Origin of the sequence: Micromonospora sp. WMMA2032 (assembly GCF_002688545.1) — a bacterium.
Taxonomy (GTDB): domain Bacteria; phylum Actinomycetota; class Actinomycetes; order Mycobacteriales; family Micromonosporaceae; genus Micromonospora; species Micromonospora sediminicola.
Genome location: NZ_CP024052.1, coordinates 2388950 through 2413555 on the forward strand (window position 1 = coordinate 2388950; position 24606 = coordinate 2413555).

Annotated in this window: 21 protein-coding genes; 12 read left to right on the forward strand and 9 right to left on the reverse strand. The window is 72.3% G+C overall.

Features of this window, described 5'->3' with window-relative positions:
* Nucleotides 1-38: 38 nt before the first annotated feature.
* Nucleotides 39-2324, forward strand: coding sequence for an AAA family ATPase (locus tag CO540_RS10465; RefSeq protein WP_172968007.1), 2286 nt, complete (start codon nucleotides 39-41; stop codon nucleotides 2322-2324).
* A 55-nt stretch (nucleotides 2325-2379) separates the two neighbouring features.
* Here CO540_RS10465 and CO540_RS10470 read toward each other — a convergent pair whose 3' ends face one another.
* Nucleotides 2380-2802, reverse strand: coding sequence for a hypothetical protein (locus tag CO540_RS10470; protein WP_172967824.1), 423 nt, complete (start codon nucleotides 2800-2802; stop codon nucleotides 2380-2382).
* Nucleotides 2803-3120: 318 nt separating this feature from the next.
* Between CO540_RS10470 and CO540_RS10480 the strand changes: the two genes are divergently transcribed.
* Nucleotides 3121-3456, forward strand: a complete 336-nt coding sequence (locus CO540_RS10480; RefSeq protein ID WP_172968008.1) for a hypothetical protein — start codon at nucleotides 3121-3123, stop codon at nucleotides 3454-3456.
* 65 nt (nucleotides 3457-3521) lie between these two features.
* Here CO540_RS10480 and CO540_RS10485 read toward each other — a convergent pair whose 3' ends face one another.
* From CO540_RS10485 to CO540_RS10495, 3 genes are all read right to left on the reverse strand, one after another.
* On the reverse strand, nucleotides 3522-4490 hold the full coding sequence (locus CO540_RS10485; RefSeq protein ID WP_099161889.1) for a sporulation protein: 969 nt from the start codon (nucleotides 4488-4490) through the stop codon (nucleotides 3522-3524).
* A 118-nt stretch (nucleotides 4491-4608) separates the two neighbouring features.
* Nucleotides 4609-5385 carry a DeoR/GlpR family DNA-binding transcription regulator gene (locus CO540_RS10490; protein ID WP_098745698.1) on the reverse strand — a complete coding sequence of 259 codons (777 nt, stop codon included), beginning with the start codon at nucleotides 5383-5385 and terminating at the stop codon, nucleotides 4609-4611.
* Nucleotides 5385-7376 carry a beta-galactosidase gene (locus tag CO540_RS10495; RefSeq protein ID WP_099161890.1) on the reverse strand — a complete coding sequence of 664 codons (1992 nt, stop codon included), beginning with the start codon at nucleotides 7374-7376 and terminating at the stop codon, nucleotides 5385-5387. The genes CO540_RS10490 and CO540_RS10495 overlap by 1 nt, the downstream gene beginning before the upstream one ends.
* Before the next feature lie 229 nt (nucleotides 7377-7605).
* Here CO540_RS10495 and CO540_RS10500 point away from each other — a divergent pair, with 229 nt between their 5' ends.
* Genes CO540_RS10500 through CO540_RS10515 form a run of 4 tightly spaced genes read left to right on the forward strand, consistent with a single transcriptional unit; the run spans nucleotide 7606 to nucleotide 13019 of the window.
* Nucleotides 7606-8937: an ABC transporter substrate-binding protein gene (locus CO540_RS10500; RefSeq protein ID WP_099161891.1), complete on the forward strand. Its 1332-nt coding sequence runs from the start codon at nucleotides 7606-7608 to the stop codon at nucleotides 8935-8937.
* Between the two features lie 22 nt (nucleotides 8938-8959).
* Nucleotides 8960-9916 (forward strand): carbohydrate ABC transporter permease, encoded by a 957-nt coding sequence (locus tag CO540_RS10505; RefSeq protein WP_099161892.1) that lies wholly within the window; start codon nucleotides 8960-8962, stop codon nucleotides 9914-9916.
* The gene (locus CO540_RS10510) at nucleotides 9913-10797 is read left to right on the forward strand and encodes a carbohydrate ABC transporter permease (RefSeq protein WP_091579130.1); all 885 of its coding nucleotides are present in this window, start codon (nucleotides 9913-9915) and stop codon (nucleotides 10795-10797) included. The genes CO540_RS10505 and CO540_RS10510 overlap by 4 nt, the downstream gene beginning before the upstream one ends.
* Nucleotides 10794-13019 (forward strand): alpha-galactosidase, encoded by a 2226-nt coding sequence (locus tag CO540_RS10515; protein WP_099161893.1) that lies wholly within the window; start codon nucleotides 10794-10796, stop codon nucleotides 13017-13019. The genes CO540_RS10510 and CO540_RS10515 overlap by 4 nt, the downstream gene beginning before the upstream one ends.
* Nucleotides 13020-13022: 3 nt before the next feature.
* Here the strand turns inward: CO540_RS10515 and CO540_RS10520 are convergent, their stop codons facing one another.
* A complete protein-coding gene (locus CO540_RS10520) occupies nucleotides 13023-13400 on the reverse strand; it encodes a helix-turn-helix domain-containing protein (RefSeq protein WP_099161894.1) in 378 nt (125 codons plus the stop codon).
* Nucleotides 13401-13479: 79 nt separating this feature from the next.
* Here CO540_RS10520 and CO540_RS10525 point away from each other — a divergent pair, with 79 nt between their 5' ends.
* The 3 genes from CO540_RS10525 (at nucleotide 13480) to CO540_RS10535 (ending at nucleotide 15659) form a co-directional block, all read left to right on the forward strand.
* Entirely contained in the window at nucleotides 13480-13890 is a 411-nt protein-coding gene (locus tag CO540_RS10525; protein ID WP_099164699.1) for a RidA family protein, read from the forward strand.
* A gap of 117 nt (nucleotides 13891-14007) precedes the next feature.
* The gene (locus CO540_RS10530) at nucleotides 14008-14400 is read left to right on the forward strand and encodes a YciI family protein (RefSeq protein WP_253866723.1); all 393 of its coding nucleotides are present in this window, start codon (nucleotides 14008-14010) and stop codon (nucleotides 14398-14400) included.
* 2 nt (nucleotides 14401-14402) lie between these two features.
* Entirely contained in the window at nucleotides 14403-15659 is a 1257-nt protein-coding gene (locus tag CO540_RS10535) for an RNA polymerase sigma factor (RefSeq protein ID WP_216642388.1), read from the forward strand.
* A 40-nt stretch (nucleotides 15660-15699) separates the two neighbouring features.
* Here the strand turns inward: CO540_RS10535 and CO540_RS10540 are convergent, their stop codons facing one another.
* Complete coding sequence (locus CO540_RS10540; RefSeq protein ID WP_099161896.1) at nucleotides 15700-16272, reverse strand: hypothetical protein; 573 nt, start codon at nucleotides 16270-16272, stop codon at nucleotides 15700-15702.
* 143 nt (nucleotides 16273-16415) lie between these two features.
* Between CO540_RS10540 and CO540_RS10545 the strand changes: the two genes are divergently transcribed.
* Nucleotides 16416-18605, forward strand: coding sequence for a tetratricopeptide repeat protein (locus tag CO540_RS10545; RefSeq protein ID WP_253866725.1), 2190 nt, complete (start codon nucleotides 16416-16418; stop codon nucleotides 18603-18605).
* A 67-nt stretch (nucleotides 18606-18672) separates the two neighbouring features.
* Here CO540_RS10545 and CO540_RS10550 read toward each other — a convergent pair whose 3' ends face one another.
* Nucleotides 18673-20061 carry a cellulase family glycosylhydrolase gene (locus CO540_RS10550; RefSeq protein ID WP_099161898.1) on the reverse strand — a complete coding sequence of 463 codons (1389 nt, stop codon included), beginning with the start codon at nucleotides 20059-20061 and terminating at the stop codon, nucleotides 18673-18675.
* A 362-nt stretch (nucleotides 20062-20423) separates the two neighbouring features.
* Here CO540_RS10550 and CO540_RS10555 point away from each other — a divergent pair, with 362 nt between their 5' ends.
* Together CO540_RS10555 and CO540_RS10560 are read left to right on the forward strand one after the other, a co-directional pair.
* Nucleotides 20424-21386 (forward strand): TIGR03557 family F420-dependent LLM class oxidoreductase, encoded by a 963-nt coding sequence (locus CO540_RS10555; RefSeq protein WP_099161899.1) that lies wholly within the window; start codon nucleotides 20424-20426, stop codon nucleotides 21384-21386.
* Nucleotides 21387-21610: 224 nt separating this feature from the next.
* Nucleotides 21611-22246 carry a GAP family protein gene (locus CO540_RS10560; protein WP_099161900.1) on the forward strand — a complete coding sequence of 212 codons (636 nt, stop codon included), beginning with the start codon at nucleotides 21611-21613 and terminating at the stop codon, nucleotides 22244-22246.
* Here CO540_RS10560 and CO540_RS10565 read toward each other — a convergent pair.
* The gene (locus tag CO540_RS10565) at nucleotides 22243-23037 is read right to left on the reverse strand and encodes an endonuclease/exonuclease/phosphatase family protein (RefSeq protein WP_099161901.1); all 795 of its coding nucleotides are present in this window, start codon (nucleotides 23035-23037) and stop codon (nucleotides 22243-22245) included. The genes CO540_RS10560 and CO540_RS10565 overlap by 4 nt on opposite strands.
* 4 nt (nucleotides 23038-23041) lie before the next feature.
* Nucleotides 23042-24532: a phosphatase PAP2 family protein gene (locus CO540_RS10570; RefSeq protein ID WP_099161902.1), complete on the reverse strand. Its 1491-nt coding sequence runs from the start codon at nucleotides 24530-24532 to the stop codon at nucleotides 23042-23044.
* Nucleotides 24533-24606: the final 74 nt, after the last annotated feature.

Below are 24606 nucleotides of genomic sequence, written 5' to 3' on the forward strand. Positions count from 1 at the left end.
CCTGCGGCAATTTTAGTCAATGAGGAGCCGGCTTGTCAATGCACTCCGACGTGGCGGGTGACCTGCACCAGGACGACGAGATCGGTCGCGAGCAGGAGTACGTCTCGATGCTCTACGACCGGCTGGACGGCATGCGGGACCAGGCCGCCCGCCGACTCGACGAGGAGTTGCGCCACACCGGCGGCACCCAGCAGGCGCGGTCGCAGCGCGACGCCACCGTCGCGATGTACGCCGACCAGGTCGAGCAGTTCTCCGCGGTCGAGTCCGGCCTCTGCTTCGGCCGCCTCGACGGCGACGACGGCACCGCCCGCTACATCGGCCGGATCGGCATCTTCGACACCTCCGGCGACTACGACCCGCTGCTGATGGACTGGCGCGCCCCGGCCGCCCGCCCGTTCTACCTGGCCACCGCCGCCAACCCGCAGGGCGTACGCCGGCGGCGGCACCTGCGTACCCGCGAGCGCAAGGTCACCGGGCTCAACGACGAGGTGCTGGACATCACCGCCGCCTCCCCCACCGCCCACGAGGAGGTCACCGGCGAGGCGTCGCTGCTCGCCGCGCTCAACGCCGGGCGTACCGGCCGGATGCGCGACATCGTCGAGACGATCCAGGCCGAGCAGGACCGGATCATCCGCGCCGACCTGCCGGGCGTGATGGTGGTACAGGGCGGGCCGGGCACCGGCAAGACGGCGGTGGCGCTGCACCGGGCCGCCTACCTGCTCTACACGCACCGGCAGCAGCTCTCCACCCGGGGCGTGCTGCTGGTCGGCCCGAACGCCACGTTCCTGCGCTACATCTCCCAGGTGCTGCCGGCGCTGGCCGAGACCGGCGTGCTGCTGCGTACCCAGGCCGATCTCTTTCCCGGGGTGCACGCCCGGCGCGTCGAGCCGGCCACCACCGCCGCGCTCAAGGGCCGCGCCGTGCTGACCGAGGTGCTCGCCGCGGCGGTCCGGGACCGGCAGTGGGTGCCGGCCGAGCCGATCGCGATCGAGCTGCCCCAGCGCGAGGTGCTCACGCTCGACCCGGAGACGGTCCGCCAGGCCCGCGACCGGGTCCGCCGCACCGGCCGGGCGCACAACCTGGCCCGCGCGCTGTTCGACATCGAGATCGTGCACGCGCTCGCCGACCAGGTGGCCGAGCGCATCGGCGCGGACCCGCTGGGCGGGGAGAACCTGCTCTCCGAGGCGGACCGGGCCGAGATCCGCCGCGAGCTGCGCGAGGAGCCGGAGATCCGGGCCGCGCTGGACGAGCTGTGGCCGGTGCTCACCCCGCAGCGCCTGCTCGCCGACCTGTTCGCGTCGCCGGAGCGGATCGCCGCCGCCGCGCCGATGCTCACCGACGCCGAGCGGGCCGCCCTGCACCGGGAGCCCGGCGGCTGGACGCCGGCCGACGTGCCGCTGCTGGACGAGGCCGCCGAACTGCTCGGCGAGGACGAACGCGCCGCCGCCGCCCGCCGGGAACGGATCCGCGCGATGGAACGCGAGTACGCCGAGGGCGTGCTGGAGATCTGGCGCGGCTCCCGCTCGATCGACGTGGAGGACGAGGCCGACGGCGGTGAGATCCTCGGCGTGACCGACCTGATCGACGCCGCCCGGCTCTCCGAGCGGCAGGAGGAGTCCGACCGGCTCACCACCGCGCAACGCGCCGCGGCGGACCGGACGTGGGCGTTCGGGCACGTCATCGTCGACGAGGCGCAGGAGCTCTCGCCGATGGCCTGGCGGCTGCTGATGCGCCGCTGCCCGAGCCGGTCGATGACCGTCGTCGGGGACGTCGCGCAGACCGGCGCGCTGGCCGGCACCCCGTCCTGGGACGAGGCGCTGGCGCCGTACGTGGCGGACCGGTGGCGGCTGGAGGAGCTGACCGTCAGCTACCGCACCCCCGCCGAGATCATGGCGGTCGCCGCCGACGTGCTCGCCGAGATCGACCCGGCCCTGCGCCCGCCCCGCTCGGTACGCGCCACCGGCGTACCGCCGTGGGACCGCACCGTCGCGGCGGCCTCGCTGGTCGACGCGCTGGTCGAGGCGACCGCGGAGGAGGCGTCCGGGCTGGGCGACGGGCGGCTCGGCGTGATCGTGCCGACCGGGCGGGTGACCGAGCTGGGGGCCGCGGTCGTCGCGGCGCTGCCCGAGGCGACCGTCGGCGAGCAGCCGGAGCTGGCGAACCGGGTGGTGGTGCTGACCACCGAGCAGGCCAAGGGGCTGGAGTTCGACTCGGTGCTGGTGGTGGAGCCGGAACGGATCGTGTCCGAGTCGCCGCGCGGGCACAGCGACCTCTACGTCGCGCTCACCCGCGCCACCCAGCGCCTCGGCGTCCTGCGGACGTAAGGAAGGGCCCCTCCTTAACGCATCCGGTAGAGGAGGGGCCCCTTCTTAACAACTGTCAGCCCGGGTTGGCGCCCTCGTCGGTGAAGTTGCCGACCTGGGCGCCGCTGGCCGAGGCGTCACTGGTGGAACCGCCGGACGGGGTGCTCATCCCACCGGTCGTGGCGTCGCCGGTGGTGGTCGGCGCCACCTTGCCCGGGTGCCGCTCCGGCTGCCGGGCCACCCGCCGCACGCTGGCCGGGCCGGCGGTGCCACCGGTCGTGGTGACCGCGCCCTGGCCCCGGGTGGGGCCGCCGTCGCGCAGCACGGTCGGGTCGACCGGAACGTGCGCCGGGTCGTCCGGATCCGACTCCTGGATCATCCGCTCCACGTCGGTCTGCGGCACGGTGACCTCGTCGAGCGCGCCCTCGCCGTACACGCCGCCGGCGACCCGCTGCTCGGCCTGCCGGGCGGCGTCCTGCCGCATGTCGTCCTCACGCACGTCAACCACCTCGTCGCTCCGGTGTCGGGTGTCAGTGATGCGTGCCCGAGGGCCGGTGGCTGAAACCGGCCCACCCCCGGTGGCGCCGGATATACGCCCCGCTGTCCGGTTCCCCGCCGGGGCGACGACGGCCGGGCACCCGGCGGTTAGCTTGTCTCCGGGGTCGGGTAGTCGGAGGGTGCCCCCGCCACAGAGCGCGAACCGTGCCGTGGCCGACCTGCGGTAGCGGGGCGAGGGTGTGCAGGTAACGACTCATCAAATCCTGAGGAGGACCAGATGAGCACGCAGGCTGCATCCACCAGGCCGATGAACCGGCCGATGTCCGACGTCCAGAACCGGTCGAGCATGCAGGACACGTCGACCCGTCAGATGCCGTCGATGCACGACGGCCACCGGGAGCAGATGCCCAGCCCCGGCACCGAGACGAAGCAGGCGTTCCTCACCACCGAGTTCTGGGTGTACGCCGCGGCCGTCGCGGTCGTCGTGATCGCCGCGTTCTGGCGGGGCGCCGCCACCAACGGCCTGAACATCAACAACCCGAACCAGGCCTGGTGGTACCTGACCGCGCTGACCGGCGCGTACCTGGTCAGCCGGGGCCTGTCGAAGGCGGGCAGCGCGCGTCGCTCCGGCAAGGAGCGTCGAGGCCGGCACTGACCCGCACGGTCACGCCAACGGCGACGCCCCCGGGACCTGCGTCCCGGGGGCGTCGTCGCGTGCCGTCACTCCTCGCCGAAGTCCCCGCCGTCGTCGCCCTCGAAGGCGTCCTCGAGCATCTCGCCGGCGACCAGACCGCCGGCCATACCGAGCGCGGCGCCGGCCATCATGCCGCCCATCCCGGAGCCCCGGTGACCGTGGTGTCCCGGGTAGCCGTGGTGGCCGTGCGGAGCGCCGAAGCCCTGGGCGCGCAGGCCGCCGTAGCGGGACGTGGTCTCGCGCAGCCAGCCGTCGACCACCTGGGTCCAGTCGGTACGCGCGGCGTCGCTGTGCGGGATCGAGTACCGGCCGAAGGCGTCGTGCCCGGCGCTGAGGAAGCCGCCGCGCTTGTCGCACTCCAGGATCACCTCGACGCCCTGCTGGCTGGTCACGAACGTCAGCTCGACCTCGTTGACCGTCTGCGCGTACTGCGGCGCGGCGAAGAACTCGATCTCCTGGTAGAACGGCAACGTCTGCGGGACCCCGTGGATGTGGCCGCGCTCCAGGTCGGCGTGCTTGAACCGGAAGCCCAGCGCCTGGAAGGCGTCCAGGATCCGCTCGTGGATCGGCAGCGGGTGCACCGACACCTGGTCCAGGTCGGACTTGTCCACCGCCCGGGCCACCGCCAGCTCGGTGCGCAGGCCCATGGTCATGCCGCGCAGCCGCTGCCCGTAGACGTCGGTGACCGGGGTCTCCCACGGCACCGGCATCTGGAACGGGATGGCGAGCTGCTGCTTCGGGGCCAGCTCGAACGCGCCGCTGACCGGCATCCGGTGGAACTCCATGACGCCGGCGTACTCGGTGTCGCCGCCCTCGATCTCGACCCGGGTGACCAGGCCGAGGGTGATCTGCTCGATCCGCGCCGGAGCGTCGCCGCCGACCAGGTTGACGTGCCCGTCCAGGGCCAGGCCGGGCCGGGTGTTCGGGTTGGTCAGCACGGTGTCGACGCTCGGGCCACCCACGCCGAACGCGCTCAGCATCTTCTTGAAGACCATCGCAACTCCGCTTCCGCCGTAGGCGCGCTCCACCCTGGAGCACGCGGGCCGTGCAGGGCACCCTAAATGGGACGGCTGAGAAGTGCCTGAAAGCGGACGGGACGCGCCGCCGGGACGCTCAGTCGGTGGGGACGACGATCAGTTCGCCCACCTGCTCGCCGAGTTGACGGCGGGCCTCGACCGGGAGCCCACCGTCGGTGATGAGCACGTCGGCCTCCTCCAGCGGGGCGATGGTGGCGATGCCGATGGTCTCCCACTTCGTGTGGTCGGCGAGTACGACCAGCCGGCGGGCGGCGCCGATCAGGCGGCGGTTCACCGCCGCCTCCAGCAGGTTGGGGGTGGTGAAGCCGGTGCGCTGGCTCATCCCGTGCACGCCGAGGAAGAGCAGGTCGACGTTGAGCGCGGCGATGGCGGACTCGGCGACCGGGCCGGTCAGCGCGTCCGACGGGGTCCGGATACCGCCGGTGAGCACGACGGTCTGGTCGGCGCGGGGATTCTGGTAGAGCGCGTCGGCGACCGGGATCGAGTTGGTGACCACGGTCAGCCCGCGTACCTCGGCGAGCCGGGCGGCCAGCGCGGCGGTGGTGGTGCCGGCGGAGAGCGCCACGGCCATGCCCGGCTCGACCAGCCCGGCGGCCCGCTCCACGATGGCCTGCTTCTCGGCCCGCTGTCGGGCCGACTTGGCCGCGAAGCCGGGCTCCTCGGTCGAGCCGGGGCCGGCCAGCGTGGCCCCGCCGTGCACCTTGTCGACCAGGCCGCGTTCGGCGAGCACCTCCAGGTCCCGCCGGATGGTCATGTCCGACACGCCGAAGCGGCTGACCAGGTGGCTGACCCGGACGCCGCCGCGCTGGCGGATCAGTTCCAGGATGGCGCTCTGCCGTTGCTGGGCCAGCATCAGACCTCCACCTCGCGGACCACCGCCACCTCCCCCGCCGGCACCACCAGCTCACCGTCGCACCGCTCGCCGCTGAGCAGCTCGACACCGGTGGCCGGCAGCCGGGCCGACCCGTCGGTGTGGTTGACCACGAACAGCCAGCTCCGCTCGGCCGAGCGGCGGCGGACCACCTCCACCCCGGCCGGCGCGGCCACCGGTGGCCGCACGCCGGCCTCGGCGAGCAGCCGGGCCACCAGCCGGTCGGTGGCCGCGTCGTCGAGCCGGGTGCCGACGTACCAGGCGGCGCCCGCGCCGACCGCGTGGCGGGTCAGCGCCGGCACGCCGGGCAACGGCCCGTCGGCGTACGCGGCGAGCACCTCGGCGCCCTCGGCGTGCAGCCACTCGGTCCACACGTCGGCGCGGGCGCCGTCGTCGAGGCGGACCGTCTCGCCGGCGCGCAGGGGGAAGAACTCCTCGGTGCGTACGCCGAGCAGGTCGCGGAACGCGCCGGGGTAGCCGCCGAGCCGGATGTGGTCGTGCTCGTCGACGATGCCGCTGAAGTAGGTGACCAGCGCGGTGCCGCCCGCCTCGACGAAGCGGCGCAGCGCGTCGGCGTCGGCGTCGCGGGTCAGGTAGAGCGTGGGCGCCAGGACGAGCCGGTAGCGGGACAGATCCGCCGACGGGTGCACCACGTCGGCGGTGACCCCGGCCCGCCAGAGTGCGCCGTGCAGCGCGGCCAGCCGGTCGGTGTAGGTGACGTCGACGCTCGGGTGGGAGTCGAGTTCCGCGCCCCACCAGGCCTCGTAGTCGAACAGCAGCGCGACGTCGGCGTCGACCCGGCTGCCGCGTACCTCGGCCAGCGCCCGCAGGTCGGCGCCGAGCCGGCGGACCTCGCGGAACACCTTGGTGTCCGGCCCGGCGTGCGGGACCAGCGCGGAGTGGAACTTCTCCGCGCCGGCCCGGGAGGCGCGCCACTGGAAGAAGAGCACCCCGTCGGCGCCCCGGGCCACGTGGGCGAGGCTGTTGCGCCGCATCTGACCGGGCGTCTTGGCGATGTTGCGGGGCTGCCAGTTGACCGCGCTGGTGGAGTGCTCCATCAGCAGCCACGGCGCGCCGCCCGCCACGCCCCGGGTCTGGTCGGCGGCGAGCGCGAGGTTCACCTGCGGTTGCGGGTCGGCGGCGGTGAGGTAGTGGTCGTTGGCGACCACGTCCACGTCCGACGCCCACGAGTGGTAGTCCAGGTACTTGATGCCGGTGCCGATCATGAAGTTGGTGGTCACCGGCTGCGGGACGAGCCGGTTCAGCAGCTCCCGCTCGGCGCGTAGCTGGGCGCGTTGCTCGTCGGAGGAGAAGCGCAGGAAGTCCAGTTGCTGCGTCGGGTTGGCGAACGTCGGCGCGGCGCGCGGCGGGTTCACCTCGGCCCAGTCGTGGTAACGCTGGCTCCAGAACGCGGTGCCCCAGGCGGCGTTGAGCGCGTCCAGGTCGCCGTAGCGCTCGCGCAGCCAGCGCCGGAACGCCTCGGCGCTGACGTCGCAGTAGCAGTGCACGTTGTGACAGCCCAGCTCGTTGGAGACGTGCCAGAGGACGACCGACGGGTGTGCCGCGTAGCGCCGCGCCACCGCCTCGACCAGGCGGAGCGAGCGGTCCCGGAACACCGGTGAGCTGGGGCAGTACGCCTGCCGGCCGCCGGGCCAGAGCACGGTGCCGTCGGCACGCCGGGGCAGCGTCTCCGGGTTCCGGTGGGCCAGCCACGGTGGCGGGCTGGCGGTGGCGGTGGCCAGGTCGACCCGGATCCCGCCGGCGTGCAGCAGGTCGAGCGCGCGGTCGAGCCAGCCGAACTCGTACCGGTCCGGGGCGGGTTCCAGCAGGGCCCAGGAGAAGATGCCGACCGACACCAGGTTGACCCCGGCCTGGCGCATCAGCGCGACGTCCTCGGCCCACACCTCCTCGGGCCACTGCTCCGGGTTGTAGTCGGCGCCGTACCAGATGCCCTCGCCGTGCCAGTTCCGCATGACAGCAGAGCGTGCCCCCGGCCGCGACCCAAGTCAACACTTTCCAACATCGACAAAAGTTACAACGTTTACCGACTCTTTCCCCTGCCACAGCTCGGTTATCGCCGTCCGTTTGCCCTCTTGACAGCGCCGAGCCAAGGGGTAGCTTCAACCGCCACCGGCTATTTCTGTTCGGACATGTGGATTCTCGGTGAATCTCGTAGCGCACCTCTTCCACGCAGGAGGCACAATGTCCCGTCCCCGCTCGCAGGCCGAGTACCTCGCCCGGCTCGTACCCCCCTCCGTCGCCGGCCTGAACCGGCGCTCCCTGCTGGCCGGCGCGGCCGGCGCGGGCGCGCTGCTCGGCACCGGCCTGCTCGCCGGCTGCGGCGACTCCGACTCCGGTTCCGGCGGGGACGCCAAGAGCGTCTCGCTCGGCTCGAACCAGTCGGACCCGAAGCCCAAGGACGTCGTCGCCAAGGTGATGGACGGCTTCAAGACGTCCTCCGGGGTGACCGTCGCCGTCAACACGGTCGACCACAACACGTTCCAGGAGAACATCAACAACTACCTGCAGGGCAAGCCGGACGACGTGTTCACCTGGTTCGCCGGCTACCGGATGCGGTTCTTCGCGGCCAAGGGCCTGGCCGGTGACCTCAGCGACGTGTGGGGCAAGCTCGACGGCTACTCCGACGCGTTCAAGAAGGCGTCGACCGGCGACGACGGCAAGCAGTACTTCGTGCCGGCGTCCTACTACCCGTGGGCGGTCTTCTACCGCAAGTCGGTCTGGCAGCAGCGTGGTTACCAGGTGCCCAAGACGCTGGACGACCTGAACACGCTCGGCGCGCAGATGAAGAAGGACGGGCTGAACCCGATCGCCTTCGCCGACAAGGACGGCTGGCCGGCGATGGGCACGTTCGACGTCCTCAACCTGCGGATCAACGGCTACCAGTTCCACATCGACCTGATGGCCGGCAAGGAGGCATGGACCTCCGACAAGGTCAAGAAGGTCTTCGACACCTGGGCCGGCCTGCTCCCCCTGCACCAGCCGGACTCGCTCGGCCGCACCTGGCAGGAGGCCGCCCAGTCGCTGCAGCAGAAGAAGAGCGGCATGTACCTGCTCGGCCTCTTCGTCGGCCAGCAGTTCAGCGGCGCCGACCTGGAGGACCTGGACTTCTTCACCTTCCCCGAGATCGACTCCACGATCGGCGCGAAGGCCCTGGACGCGCCGATCGACGGCTACATGATGGCGCGCAAGCCGAAGTCCAAGGACGCGGCCACCAAGCTGCTGACGTACCTGGGTTCGAAGGACGCCGCGAACATCACCGTGAAGAACGACCCGAGCACGCTGGTCGCCAACAGCGGCGCGGACACCGCCGGCTACACCGCGCTGCAGAAGAAGGCCGCCGAGCTGGTCGGCTCGGCCACCGAGATCGCCCAGTTCCTCGACCGGGACACCCGGCCGGACTTCGCCTCCACCGTGATCATCCCGGCGTTGCAGCAGTTCATCAAGGACCCGAAGGACATCAGCGGGCTGCTCACCAGCGTCGAGAACCAGAAGAAGTCGATCTTCACCAGCTGACGGCGGAAGGGGGAAGGACATCATGTCCGACCTGCCCCTGATCCAAGCGGATCGCGCCGTGCCGCCGCCGGCCGCGACCACCACCACCGGTGGTCGCGGTCGCCGGCTACGGCTCCTGTCCCGCACCGACCGCGTGGTGATCACGCTGATGGTGCTGGTGCCCCTGCTGCTCGTCACCGCCCTGGTATGGCTGCCGGCGGTGGCGACCGTGCTGCTCTCCGGCACGGACTGGGACGGCATCGGCCCGATCGGCGAGATCGACTGGGTCGGGTGGAAGAACTACGACGACGTGGTGAACATCTACCCGCCGTTCGTCCCCGCGGTGCAGAACAACCTGCTCTGGCTGGCCGCGCTGTTCGTGGTGGCCACCCCGTTCGGCATGTTCCTCGCCGTGCTGCTGGACAAGGAGCTGCGCGGCAGTCGGTTCTACCAGACCGCGCTCTACCTGCCGGTGGTGCTGTCGCTGGCGCTGATCGGCTTCGTCTGGCAGCTCATCTACAGCCGGGACCAGGGCCTGCTCAACGGCGTGTTCGGCGGCGACACCGACTGGTACGGCGACCCGAACGTCAACATCTGGGCGGTGCTGGTGGCCGCCGGCTGGCGGCACGTCGGCTACATCATGTTGCTCTACCTGGCCGGGCTCAAGGGCGTCGACCCGTCGCTGCGCGAGGCCGCCGCGGTGGACGGCTCCTCCGAGACGAGCACGTTCTTCCGGGTCGTGTTCCCGGTGATGCGCCCGATCAACATCATCGTGCTGGTGGTGACCGTGATCGAGTCGCTGCGCGCGTTCGACCTGGTCTGGGTCATCAACAAGGGCCGCAACGGGCTGGAGCTGATCTCCGCGCTGGTGACCCAGAACGTGGTCGGCGAGGCGAGCCGGATCGGCTTCGGCTCGGCGCTGGCGACGATCATGCTGATGGTCTCCCTGGTCTTCATCACCATCTACCTCTGGACCGTGATGCGGGAGGACAAGCGATGACCGCCGCCGTCTCCACCGGGCGCCGCCGGCCGCTGCGGCCGGCCCGGGTGGTCCTGCACCTCTTCCTGGGTACGGTCGCGATCGGCTGGCTGTTCCCGATCCTCTGGGCGGTGCTGACGTCGTTCCGCTCCTACGAGTACACCGCCGCCAACGGCTACGTCTCGCTCGGCGGGTGGACGATCGACAACTACGTCACCGCGTGGCGGACCGCCGAGTTCGGCAAGCACTTCCTCAACTCGGTCTACATCACCGTCCCGGCGGTGCTGCTCACGCTCTTCCTCGCCTCGTGCGTGGCGTTCGTGATCGCCCGGTTCAGCTGGAAGCTCAACATCGCGCTGCTCGGCCTGTTCACCGCCGCGAACCTGCTGCCGCAGCAGGCCCTGCTCATCCCGCTGTTCCGGATGTTCACCGAGATCCCGCTGCCGGCCTGGATGAGCGACTCGGAGCTGCTCTACGACAGCTACTGGGGGCTGATCCTGGTCAACGTCGCGTTCCAGTGCGGCTTCTGCGTGTTCGTGCTGAGCAACTACATGAAGGCGCTGCCGCACGAGCTGTACGAGGCCGCGATGGTCGACGGGGCGAGTGTGTGGCGGCAGTACTGGCAGGTGACCATGCCGCTGTGCCGGCCGGCCCTGGCCGCGTTGGCCACGCTGGAGGTGACCTGGATCTACAACGAGTTCTTCTGGGCCACCGTGCTCATGCGTACCGGCGACAAGTTCCCGGTGACCAGTTCGCTGAACAACCTGCGCGGCGAGTTCTTCACCGACAACAACCTGGTCTCGGCCGGCTCGGTGCTGGTCGCGGTCCCCACCCTGGTGATCTTCTTCCTGCTCCAGAGGCAGTTCGTCCGGGGCCTGACGCTGGGAGCTTCCAAGGGATGACGATCGTCCACCTGCGCCGCGCGCGGACCAGCCTCGTGCTCGACGCGCGCGGACCGGGCCTGCCCCGGGTCGTGCACTGGGGCGTCGACCTCGGGCCGCTGCCCGCCGAGGACCTGCCCGCGCTGGTCGACGCCACCGTGCCGCCGGTGGTCCCGAGCAGCTTCGACGCGCCCACCGTGCTGTCGCTGCTGCCCGAGGCGAGCGCCGGTTGGAGCGGCCGGCCCGGCCTGGCCGGTCACCGCGACGGCCGGGACTGGTCCACCTCGTTCCGCCTGGTCGACCTCGACGTACGCGACGAACGCGCGACGCCACCCCCCGGCGGCACCGCGGCCGTCGGGCCCGAGCTGTTAGGAGGGGCCCCTTTACCTGCACCAGGCGTTAACAGGGGGCCCTTCCTTTCCACCGTCGAGGTGCGGGCGGTGGACCCGGGGGCGGGGTTGCGCCTGACCGTCGAGATCGCGCTGGACGCGGCGGGGCTGCTGACGCTGCGACACCGGCTGCGCAACGACGGCGACGGACGCTACGAGCTGCGCGAGCTGACGCCGGTGCTGCCGGTGCCGGCGGTCGCCACCGAGCTGCTCGACCTCACCGGCCGCTGGTGCCGGGAACGCGCGCCGCAGCGGCACCCGTGGCCGATGGGCGCCTGGGTACGCGAGGGACGGCACGGACGCACCGGGCACGACGCCACGCTGCTGCTGGTCGCCGGCACCCCCGGCTTCGGCTTCGGGCACGGCGAGGTGTGGGCGGTGCACACCGCCTGGAGCGGCGACCACGTCACCGTGGCCGAACGTCGCCCGACCGGCGAGACCACGCTCGGCGGCGGCGAGCTGCTCGCCCCCGGCGAGATCGTGCTGGGGCCGGGCGAGGAGTACGCCTCTCCCCTGCTCCACGCCGCGCACTCGGCCGACGGGCTGGACGGGCTCAGCGACGTGCTGCACACGCACCTGCGGGCCCGGCCGGAGCACCCGCGCACGCCGCGACCGGTGACGTTGAACGTGTGGGAGGCGGTCTACTTCGACCACGACCTGGGCCGGCTGCGGACGCTCGCCGACCGGGCCGCCGAGGTGGGGGTGGAACGCTTCGTGCTCGACGACGGCTGGTTCCGCGGCCGGCGCCACGACCTCGCCGGGCTCGGCGACTGGTGGGTCGACGGCGAGGTCTGGCCGGACGGGCTGCAACCGCTGATCGACCACGTCCGCGCGCACGGCATGCAGTTCGGGCTCTGGGTCGAGCCGGAGATGGTCAACCCCGACTCCGACCTGTTCCGGGCCCACCCGGACTGGCTGCTCCAGGCGCCCGGCCGGCTGCCGCCGGAGTGGCGGCACCAGCAGGTGCTCGACCTGGTCAACCCGGACGCGTACGCGTACGTGCTCGGCCGGCTCGACGCGGTGCTGCGCGAGCACGACGGCATCGCGTACCTGAAGTGGGACCACAACCGGGACCTCACCGAGGCCGGGCACGCCGGCCGGCCCGGGGTGCACGCGCAGACCGTGGCCGTCTACCGGCTGCTCGACGAGCTGCGCGCCCGCCACCCGGGCCTGGAGATCGAGAGCTGTTCGTCCGGCGGCGCCCGGGTCGACCTGGAGATCCTGCGCCGCACCGACCGGGTCTGGGCGAGTGACTGCAACGACGCGCTGGAACGGCTGTCCATCCAGCGCTGGACCGGCCTGCTGCTCCCGCCGGAACTGATCGGCACGCACATCGGGCCGGAGCGCTCGCACACCACGCACCGCGTGCACGACCTGGGTTTCCGGGCGGTCACCGCACTCTTCGGCCACCACGGCATCGAGTGGGACATCACCGCGATCGACGCGACCACCCGCGCTGAACTCACCGCCTGGGTGGCGCTGCACAAGCGGCTGCGTCCGCTGCTGCACGGCGGCCGGGTGGTCCGGGTCGACCACCCCGACCCGGCCGTGCAGGCCCACGGCGTGGTCGCCCACGACCGCTCCGCGGCGGTGTACGCGGTCAGCCGGCTGGCCACCTCCGCGGCCCAGGTGCCGGGTGCGGTGCGGTTGCCCGGGCTGGACCCGCACCGGCGCTATCGGGTCCGCCCGCCGGCCGGGGTGCCGGAGCCGGCGCTGCTGGAGCTGACGCCCCCGGCCTGGCTGGCGTCCGGCGCGGGGGTGACGCTGAGCGGGTCGGTGCTGGCGTCGGTCGGTCTGCAACTGCCCGCCCTGCACCCGGAGCAGGCGTTGCTGTTGGAGGCCGTCGCCGCCTGAGCGTCAGTCCTCCGCGGCGTCGAACGCCTGCCGGGCGTTCTCGATCTGCGGCATGTGCGCGTCGGCCCACTCGAGGAGGGCGTCGACGGGACCGCGCAGCGTCTTGCCCAATGGGGTGATCCGGTATTCCACCGCGACCGGGCGGGTGGCCACGACGCGGCGTTCGACGATGCCGTTGCGTTCGAGTCGGCGCAGCGTCGCGGTCAGCGACTTCTGGGTCACGGCCGGAACGGCGCGGCGCAGCTCGTTGAAGCGGCACGGCCGCTCGCACAGCTCGTTGAGGATGCTGAGCGACCACTTGTCCAGCACCTGGTCGAGCAGGTCGCGGTGGGGCGCGTCGATCCGCAGCTCACCGGCCCGAGGGGCGGTGGTATCGCGCATGAAACCAGGTCTCCTTGAAGTGTCCTTCGTCAACTAGGTATCAATGGTAAACCTCAGCGATTCCACCAGAGGAGACATGATGCCGGTCATCCGTTTCAGCCCCGAGGGTCTTCAGCCGCACACGCCCTACCACCACGTGGCGGTGTCCACCGGGTCGCGCCACATCCACGTCAGCGGTCAGGTCGCCCGACGGGGCGACGGCACGCCGGTGGCGCCGGACGACCTGAGTGGGCAGGTCGCGCAGGTGCTGCGCAACACCGGCCGCGCCCTCGCCGGCGCCGACGCCTCCTTCGCGGACGTGGTCCGGCTGACCTTCTACGTCACCGGATGGACGCCCGAGCGGATCGGGCCGTTCATGGCCGGGATCGAGTCGGTCGCCGAGGAGCTGGATCTGCCCCGCCCGCTGCCGCCGGCCTCGCTGATCGGCGTGGAGCACCTCTTCGAGCCCGACGTGCTCGTCGAACTGGAGGCGACCGCGATCACGGGGTGACCGGACCTCCCCGAACTTCTTCGGCGGCGGATGTCGAGAACCGGGGTGGCGGCTTCTACCGGAGGGTGCAGGCACCGACAATCGGTGCTCGGGCGTGAGGAGCGAGACGTGAAGTACATGCTGCTGATGCAGTTCAGCGCCGCCGGGGCCGAGTTCCCGTCCGTCGACACCTGGACGACGGAGGAGTTCCGGGCCCACATCGACTTCATGGGCGAGGTCAACGCCAAGCTCGTGGCCGACGGGGAGTTCGTGCAGGGCGAGGGGCTGGGCGGGCCGCAGCAGGCCCGGATCGTGCGGGCCGGCGCGAACGGCGCGCCGGTGGTCACCGAGGGCCCGTTCGCGGAGACCAAGGAGTTCCTGGCCGGCTTCTGGATCGTCGACTGCGAGACCCCGCAGCGGGCGGCCGAGATCGCCGCGTTCATCTCCACCGCGCCCGGCCCGGGCGGACGGCCGCTGAACATGCCGATCGAGGTGCACCCGGTGATGTCCGGCCCGCCGCAGGAGATGTGACGCTGACCGACCACGCCGTCGAGGACCTGCTGCGCGAACTGGCGCCGCAGGTCCTCGGCGTGCTCGCCCGCCGGTTCGGTGACTTCGCCACCGCCGAGGACGCGGTGCAGGAGGCGTTGCTGGCGGCGACCCGGCAGTGGCCCGCCGAGGGGATGCCGGAGCATCCGCGCGGCTGGCTCACGCAGGTCGCGTACCGGCGGATGATCGAGCTGGTGCGGGCCGAGACGGCCCGGCGCGACCGGGAGGAACGCGCGGCCCGGCGCTCCGGCGGCGACCGGCGGACCGCGCCGGCCGCCGACGAGCCGCTGACCGGCGAGCGGGACGACACGCTGGTGCTGCTGTTCCTCTGCTGCCACCCGACGCTGAGCACCCCGTCGGCGATCGCGTTGACCCTGCGCGCGGTGGGCGGCCTGAGCACCGCCGAGATCGCCCGGGCGTTCCTCGTCCCCGAGGCCACCATGGCGCAGCGGATCAGCCGGGCCAAGCAGCGCATCCGCGACTCCGGGCTGCCCTTCCGGATGCCCGAGCCGGCGGACCGGCAGGCACGCCTGGCCGCCGTGCTGCACGTGCTCTACCTGATCTTCACCGAGGGGCACACCGCCAGCCTCGGCGACGACCTGCGCCGGGTCGACCTCTCCGAGGAGGCGGTCCGACTGACCCGGGAGATGCGCCGGCTGCTGCCCGACGACAGCGAGGTGGCCGGGCTGCTCGCCCTGATGCTGCTCACCGACGCGCGCGCCGCCGCCCGGACCGGCCCGTCGGGCGAGTTGATCCCGCTGGCCGAGCAGGACCGCTCCCTTTGGGACGCCGCCGCGATCGCCGAGGGGACGGCGCTGGTCACCGCCGCGATGGCCCGGGGGCCGGTCGGGCCGTACCAGCTCCAGGCCGCGGTCGCCGCGCTGCACGACGAGGCACCGAGCGCGGCGGACACCGACTGGCCGCAGATCCTCGCGCTCTACGGCGTGCTGGAGCGCCTCACCGGCAGCCCGGTGGTGGCGCTCAACCGGGCCGTCGCCACCGCCATGGTGCACGGCCCGACCGCCGGCCTGGACGCGCTCGCCGGCCTGGCCGGTGACTCCCGGCTGGCCGGCTCGCACCGGCTCGACGCGGCCCGCGCCCACCTGCACGAGATGGCCGGCGACCGCGACGCCGCGGTGACCCACTACCGCGCCGCCGCCGCGCGGACCACCAGCCGCCCCGAGCAGGAGTATCTCCAGATGCGCGCCGCCCACCTGGCCACGCCAACCCCTCGGCGCTGATCCAGGAGTTCGCGTCGGGCCGCAACGAACTCCTCGAGCGTCAGGCCGTGGGGCGGGGGGTGGTGGCGTCGCGCAGGGCCAGGGCGACGGTGGCGAACAGGGCCGCGCCGCAGCCGACGCCGGAGACCAGGGCGACCGTGGCGGCGCTGCCGCCGAGCGCGTGGACCAGGAAGCCGGCGATGCCGAGCGCGGTCATCACGGCGCCCAGCCAGTGGTAGCGCGGCATCCGCCAGACCGCGGCCAGGCCGAAGAAGTGCACACCCACCACCACCGCGACCCAGGCGACCGCCACGGCGGGCCGGTCCAGCACGTTGTTGATCACGGCCAGGCCGCCGAAGAGGGCGACCGCCTCCAGCGCCACCACGAGCCAGTAGCGGCGGTCCATGAAGCCCGCCGCCTCCTGTGCCGGGGCGGGCGTCTCCCGGCGGGCCACCCGGAACAGGCCGACCAGGAGCAGCGCGGCCACCAGCAGACCGGCCACCCGCACCACGAGCGGCCACGGCGCGGGCAGACCACCGCTGTTGACCAGGACGAAGACGGTCCCGAACGAGATCGCCACCAGCGAGCCGATCACGAGCCCCGACGGTCGTCCCCTGGTCCCCGGCGTGCTCATCGTGTCCCCTCCCGACGATCGCGCCGGCCGGTCGGCCCGGCGCGCGGCAGATCGTACGGCAGGCCGTGCCCCACACCCGCATCTGCGACCCGAACTCCTCGATCACACCGCTTGGGAGCGGTGGGTACGGTGCGGTGGTGTCCATGCACTGGGGACGGTGGTTGCGGCGAGGGCTGCTGGTCGTGGTGGTCGGGTCGACGGCGGCGCTCATCGGCTGGTCGCTGGTGGCCGACGGCAAGACGCCGGTCGCGGTGGTCTCCGGTGCGCTGGCCGCGCTGGCGACGATGTTCGTGCCGCCCCTGGTGACGGCGCTGAGGCCCGGCCGGACGTCGCACCGGAGTGGTCCCGCGCCGTCGCGCGTGTTCGGCGCGGTGCCTCGGGTGGCATGGCACTTCCAGCCCCGGCCGGCGGAGGTCAGGGCGTTGCGGCGGGCGCTGAGGAGCCAGGGCCGGGCGGCGTTGGTGGCGCTGGCCGGGCAGCGCGGGGCGGGCAAGTCCCAGTTGGCCGCCGAGTACGCGCGGCAGTGCGTCGCGGACGGCTACGACCTGGTGGCGTGGCTCAACGCCGAGGGCGGCGCGACGGTCGAGCTGGCCCTGCTGGCCGAACATCTCGGGCTCCGGACCGGGGCCGAGCAGACGCCACCCGAGTTGGCCACGGCGGTGACCCGGTGGCTGGGCGACGGCGACCGGGCCCGCCGGTTGGTGGTGTTCGACAACGTCGACGACCCGGACGCGGTCGCGCCGTTCCTGCCCGGACCGGGTGGTGCGACGGTGTTGATCACGAGCAACCGGCAGGAGTTCGCGGCCATGCCCGGCGTGACCGTCGTCCCGGTGGGACTGTTCAGCCCCGAGCAGGGGCGGCGTTTCCTGCACGAGGCGACCGGGCTGCCGGACGGCGGGGACGCCGGCGAGGTCGGTGAGCAGTTGGGCTGGCTGCCGTTGGGCCTCGCGCAGGCCGCCGCGTACATCGTGCGCAACCGGCTCTCGTACCGCCGTTATCTGGCGGCGTTGGACGGGCAGGATCTCGACGCCACGCTGCGCCGGCAGGCCGGCACCGACCATCCCGGGGTGCTCAGGGCCACGCGGTTGAGCGTGGCCGGGCTGACCGTCGACGATCCCGACGGAGACGCGGTACGCCTGTTGACCGTACTGGCGCTGCTGTCGCCGGACGGCGTCAGCCGGGAGATGCTCGTCGCCGGCGCCGACGGGCTGGGCCTGACCGGAGGGGTGGGGCGGGCCCTGGACCTGCTCGCCGGGGCGTCACTCGTCACGCTCGGCGGTGTGGTGGAGGACGAGCGGGGTCGCGACCGCGTGGTCGTGACCGTCCACCGGTTGACCGCCCGGGTGATCCGCGAGCTGGCCAGCAGGGCGGATGCCACCCCACCGCTGGCGGACGCGGTCGCCGCCGCGACCGGCCTGCTGGACCGGCTCACCGGAGCCCTGCCCTCGGTGCAGGTCGCGCGCCGCCGGGCCGAGGTCGACGAGCTCGTCGCGCACACCCTGGCGCTGCGCGAGCACGCCACCGACGTCCCGCCGCTGAGTCAACTCGGCTGGGCGGCCGGTGCGTTGCAGGCCGCCGGCGACCTCGTCCGTGCCGTGACGCTGTCGGAGCAGCTGCTCGCCGACCACGAGCGCGTTCTGGGCGCGGAACACCCGGACACCCTCAGGTCCCGTAACAGCCTCGCGATCGCCTACCGGGTGGCCGGCCGCATAGACCTGGCCGTCGCCGCGCACGAGCGGAGCCTCGACGAGGTCGAGCGGATCCTCGGCCGGGACCACCCCGAGGCCTGGGCTTCCCGCAACAACCTCGCCGTCAGCTACCGCCTGGCCGGCCGCGCCGAACAGGCCGTCACCCTGCTCGAGCAGACTCTCGACGAATTCGACCGGATCCTCGGACCCGACCATCCGAACACCCTGAAGGCCCGGGGCAACCTCGCCAACGCCTACGGATCGGCAGGTCGCATCGAACAGGCCGTCGCGATGCACGAGCGGAACCTCGCCGAGGCCGAGCGGATCCTCGGACCCGATCACCCGGACACCCTGAAGTCCCGCAACAACCTCGCCAACGCCTACCGGGCGGCGGGCCGCGCCGAGGAGGCGATCGTCCTGCACGAGCAGACCCTCGCGGACCGCGTCCGGGTCCTCGGACCCGATCACCCGGACACCCTGAAGTCCCGCAACAACCTCGCCAACGCCTACCAGAAGGCGGGCCAGGTGGATCGCGCCGTCGCCCTGTACGCGCAGACACTCGCGCACTGCGAGCGGGTCCTGGGACACGACCACCCCCTGACCGCCACGGTTCGTCGCCGGCTCACCCGGTTGAGGCGACGTTAGCGCCGCCCTCGCCCACCGGACCGGTGGCCGGGCCCGTGCGGGCCCGGCCACCGGCGTACCGAGTCGGTCAGCTCGCGGCGCAGGTCACCGCGGGCACGGCGTTGGTGCCGTTCCAGCTGGCGATGAAGCCGAAGCTGGTGCTGGCGCCGGCGCCCAGCCGGCCGTTGTAGTCCACGTTGCGGGCGGTGTACGCCGACCCGCTGTTGCTGACCGTGGCGTTCCACGACTGGCTGACGGCCTGGCCGTTGGCGAACGTCCACTTCGTGGTCCAGCCGGTGATCGCGGCGGACCCCGCGGTCACCTTGACCTCGCCCTGGAAACCGCCCTGCCACGAGTTGACGACGGTGTACGTGGCGGTGCAGCCACCGGCCGGCGGGGGCGTGGTGGTCGGCGGCGTGGTCGGGCTGGGGCTGGTGGTCGGGCTGGGGCTCGTGGTCGGGGTCGGGCTGGTGGTCGGGGTGGGCGAGCTGCCGGCGAAGACGGACGCCTCCCGGGCGGTCGCGGCGATGCCGTTGGCCCCGTTGAAGATGCGCTGACCCCAGCTGGTGAGCTGGGCCGGGTTGAAGCCGGTGGTCATGTCGAGGTACTCGACGCCGCCGCCGTTGCCGCTCCAGGACCAGCCCAGGTAGCCGATACCGTTGGCCTGGCTGTAGGACATGATCGCGTCCTCGTCGGGGTTGCCGTCGGAGTGGTTGAACCCGAACTCACCGACCACGATCGGCAGCCCGGCGGAGCGGAACCGCCCCAGGTAGTCGCTGATCTCGGCGGCGGTGTCGAAGACGCCGTACATGTGGATGGAGAAGACGGTGTTGCGCTGCGGGTCGGCGTTGAACACGGTGCCGGCGTTGTCGCGCATGGTGAACGACCAGTCCTGGCCCCAGTTCGGCCCGTCCACCATGATCGTGTGGGTGAGGCCGCCGGCGCGCAGCCGCTTGATCGCGTTCGAGGTGTCGGTGGTCCAGGCGCTGTAGCCCTGGTTGCCGAACGGCTCGTTGCCGATGTTGACGATGACGTACTTCTCCTGGCCCTTGAGCACGTCGGCGATGCTCAGCCAGTAGTCGGTGGCCCGGGCCAGCGTGGTGGCGGCGCCGTCCTCGCCGTAGCCGGTGGTGTCGTGCACCTCCAGCACGCAGATCAGCCGGTTGGTCTTGCACAGCGAGATCACGTTGGCCACGTCAGCGGCGCTGTTCTTGGTCCAGCGGTCGCCGCTGCCCAGCACCACCCGGACCGTGTTGGCGCCGAGCGCCTTGATGTTGGCGAACGAGCTGGTCTGCTGCGGGTACCAGGTGTGCGCGTGGTTGACCCCGCGCATGACGAACTCGGTGCCGTTGGCGTCGTAGAGCCGCCCGTTCGAGACGGAGAAACCGGCGGCGGCGTGCGCCGGCTGCCCGAAGGCGAAGACGGCGGCGAGGGCCGTCAGCAGGGCGGCGCCCGCGACGGAGAGCATCTTCTTCATGGCTGTCCTCAGGGGAAGGTGTCACCCCGTGCCCGAGCGGGGGTGCGGTGATGGTGACGAGGCGGTGGCGGCTGAGCCCGACAGCCGCGCCCGTGACTCCCGGCGGACGCCGGCATCAGCGTAGGCCGATGGGACGCGGAAGGCAACCGGTTAAGTCCTGCGGCGACCCGTGCCGTCACGGGCCGCCGCAGGGGCGGTCATCCCCACCACAGGATGGTGCGCCGTCCCGGTCTGAACCGGTTAAGCCGGACTGTAGGCAGCATCCGACGCGGCGTCAAGACGGTCGCCCGGGAAGCGGACACCCGGGTTGATCCGCCTGAGGCGGGGTATCCGGAGACGATCCACCCGGAAGGAGATGCGCCATGGTGAACGTCGGCTACACCCTGATGTGCGAGCAGGCCGGCCCGAAGGAGCTGGTGGACCACGCCATCCGCGCCGAGGCCGCCGGCTTCGACCACTTGGTCATGTCCGACCACTACTACCCCTGGCTGGAGTCGCAGGGCCACTCGCCGTACGCCTGGTCGGTGCTCGGCGCGGTCGCGCACGCCACCAGCCGACCCGAGCTGCTGTCGTTCGTCACCTGCCCGATCCGGCGCTACCACCCGGCGGTGGTGGCGCAGAAGGCCAGCACCATCGGGGTGCTCTCGGACGGTCGGTTCACGCTCGGCCTCGGCGCGGGCGAGAACCTCAACGAGCACGTGGTGGGCGGGTGGCCGCATGTGCAGCAGCGGCACGAGATGTTCGAGGAGGCGCTCCAGATCATCCGGCCGCTGCTCAACGGCGAGACGCTGACGTTCTCCGGCAACCACTTCGACGTGCCCGACGCGTACGTCTGGGACCGGCCGGAGCGCCCGGTGCCGATGGCGGTGGCCGCGTCCGGTCGGCAGTCGGCGACGCTGGCCGCCGAGTACGCGGACGCCATGATCGCCACCGACCCGCTGTCCCACCTCGTCGACATGTACGACGAGGCCGGCGGCGCGGGCCGTCCCCGCTACGGGCAGGTCGCCATCTGCTACGGCCCGGACGAGGCCGAGTGCCGCAAGATCGTGCACGACCAGTTCCGCTGGTTCGGCATGGGTTGGAAGGTCAACGCCGACCTGCCCGGCCCGGACGCGTTCGCCGCGGCCACCCAGTTCGTTCGCGAGGAGGACGTGGCCGAGGGCATCTCCTGCGGCCCGGACGTCGACCGGCACGTCGAGGCGTTCAAGAAGTTCGTCGACGCCGGGTTCACCCACGTGGCGCTGGTCCAGGTGGGCGGCGACAGCCAGCCGATGTTCCTCGACTGGGCGCAGGAGGAACTGCTGCCCCGGCTGCGCGAGCTGTGACCCGCTCGGGCGTTGCCGCGGCACTCGCGGCAACGCCCGAGCCTGCTGCGAGGAGCTGATGTCATGCGTATCGGAAACACCGAGATCCGACCCGCCGGCGGCGGGTTCGGCTGCCTCCTGATGATCCTCTTCTCGATCGTCGCGTCGGTGGTGCTCACCATCCTGCTCAACCTGGTCCTGTAGAAGCTCCCGCTCCGGCCCGGCGGCGGCCACAGAATGTGGTCATGAACCTGCTGAGCGTGCTGCCGCTGGCCTTCGTGATGGTCGCCGGGCCGCAGGTGGTGAGCGCGATCTTCCTGGCCGCCAGCCGCGATCCACGCCGCAGCTCGGTGGCCTACCTGGCGGGCGCCACGCTGGGCATGCTGGTCGCGCTGACCGTCTGGTACGGCGTGTTCCGGCTGGTGCGACACAGCGCCGGCAACGGGACCAGGGACAGCGGCAGCCGGCACCTCATCGACTGGATCGTGCTGGCGCTGCTGCTCGTCCTCATGGTGATCACGTTCCTCCGGCGGAAACGGAACCAGCCGCCGGGCTGGATGCGCAGGCTGGAGGACCCGAAGCCCGCGTTCGCGTTCGGCCTGGGCGTGGTGCTCTTCCTCGCCATGCCCAGCGACGAGGTCACCATGGCCTCGGTCGCGGGCAGCCTGGCCGGGCACGACAGGCCGTGGTGGCACCTGCTGCCGTTCCTGGTGCTGACCGTGCTGCTCCTGGCGCTGCCGCTGCTCGCGCTGGTGCTGCTCGGCGGCCGCGCCGAACGGATGCTGCCGAAGGTCCGCGACTGGTCCGACGCCCACTCCTGGATCATCAGCGAGCTGGTCATCCTGATCTTCGTGGCGATCGTCGGGTCCGACCTGGCCTAGGGGTCCAGGTCCAGCTCGACCACCACCGGGTAGTGGTCGGAGGCGGCGTCGGCGTCCCCGCCGCGCACCACCCGCACCGCGTGCACGCGCCCGGCCAGCGCCGGCGTGGCGAGCAGGTAGTCCAACCGCATCCCGGCGAACTCCGCGCCGCCGTGGCGCGTCGGCACGGTCCACCCGCCCGGCTCGTCGCCGCCGGATCGCGGCCAGAGGTCGACCAGACCGCCGTCGAGCAGCCGGGCCACCGCCCGGGTGTCGACCGTCCGGCCGTCGCGGCGCAGGTGCCGCCGCCGGTACGGGGTGGCGAGCCCGGCCAGCCGTGCGGTGTGGTCGACGGCCGGTTCCAGCGTGTTCAGGTCACCGGCGAGCAGGGCCAGCGCTCCCCCGGTGCGCCGCACCGCAGCCGCCAGCCAGTCCGCCTCCATCCGCCGCCGGCCGCCCGAGTAGGGGTCGAGGTGGGTGCTGAACACGGTCAACGGCCCCGCCCCGGTGGCCACCTGGACCCGGGCGGCGGCGTGGTGGAACGGTCGGCGCACCCGACCCGAACGCAGCACCCGCAGTGGTGGCCGGACCAGCACCGCCACCGGCTGGCCGAAGCAGGACCGGGCCAGGTACGGCGCCAGGCCCATCCGCTCCGCCAGCCCGGGCAGGGTCCGGTCCAGGCCGCGCAGCTCCTGCAGCGCCAGCACGTCCGGGCGTTGCGCGGCGACGACCGAGACGATCCGGTCCCGGCGGTCGGTGCCGTCGCGGTCCCGACCACCGGTCCGGATGTTCCAGGTCATCACCCGCAGCATCGGGTCAGTCCGGCCGGCCGGCCTTGGCCAGCTCGTCGTCCAGCTCGTCCACCTGCTCGGACTCGATCGCCGGCCGGTTGCCCTCGTGCACGTCGGCGTTCGGCCGGATCACCCAGTAGAGCAGCGACAGCCAGAGCGTGCCGAGCAGGATCGCGCCCATGAAGTCCGTCGGGTGGTGCATCCCCCGGTACATCCGGGAGGTGGCCACCCCGACCGGCATGATCACGGCCATCGCCACGAACAGCCACCGCCACCACCGGTCGGTGCGCGGGAACACGATGATCGCCATGGCGACCCAGAGACAGATGGTCGCCGCGATGTGCCCGGACGGGAACGACGAGGTGGGCATCTGCCCGTCCAGGTTCTCCACCGGCGGGCGCGGGCGCTCGACCACCCGGGCGGTGGCCAGGAAGAGGCTCAGCTCACCGAACATCGCCAGCACCACGAAGAGCACCGGTCGCCAGCGCCGCCACACGGCCAGCACGATCGGGCAGAACACCAGCGAGACCAGCAGGATGGCGTGGGTGTCGCCGAACTTGCTCCACCACCAGCTCAGCCCGGTGAGCGCGTCGGTGTGCCGGGCGGCGAACCAGCGCGGCACCTCGGTGTCGAGGGTGGCGAAGAAGGTGCCCTTGGCGTGGTAGCTGACGTACATCCCGAACGCGTACAGCGCGCCGAAGACGATCACCCAGCCGACCAGCAGCTCGGCCACCGCCGAGCGGGGGTGCTCCAGCACCTTCTCCTCGGCCGGGGCGGGCGCGATCTCCTCGCCGGCCTCCGGCTCCAGGCCCTCGGTCAGCGGCGGCACCGGCCGGCCGCGCTCGCGCCGCCAGAGCCGGAACGCGTACGCGGTGACGCCCAGCCAGGCCGCGCCGAGCAGCCAGCCGCCGAACACGTCCGAGACGAAGTGCACGCCCAGCGCGATCCGGGTCAGCCCGACCAGGAAGATCAGCACGGCGGCGATGGCGATGGCCGGCTTGCGCCACCGCGGCGACATGGCCGGCAGGAACACCAGCAGCAGCGCGCCGTACGCGACGAACGAGCCGAGCGCGTGACCGCTGGGGAAGCTGTTGCCGGGGGCGCTGGCCACCGGTACGTCCACCACCGGGCGCAGCCGCCCGACCAGCGCCTTGAGCGACGGGTCGAGGATCAGGCCGCCCACGCCGGTGACGATCAGGTAGACCGCCAGCCGCGACTGGCGGCGGATCAGCAGGCCCACCACGGCGATGGTGATCAGCCAGATGAGCACCGGTCGGCCGCCCAGGTCGGTGATCGCCTGGAGCACGGTGACCAGCGGGCCGTGCGGCGCCACCAGGTTGTTGAACCACTCGGCCGCCTCGTGGTCGGCGTGCTGGAGCGGGCTCCAGCGGAACCGGACGAGCATGAGCAGCACACCGAATGCGACTCCCGCGCCGGCCACCGCGAGCAGGCCCACCAGGCTCCGCTCGGCGAAGTGGCCGAGCGGCCGGCGCCCGGTTTCCTTGACCGCGGTCACACCGCACCTCCCTCGTTCTTCTGCGAGGCGCGCTGTACCCGATCCGCGTGCCTCGTACACGCCGCACCGGCGCG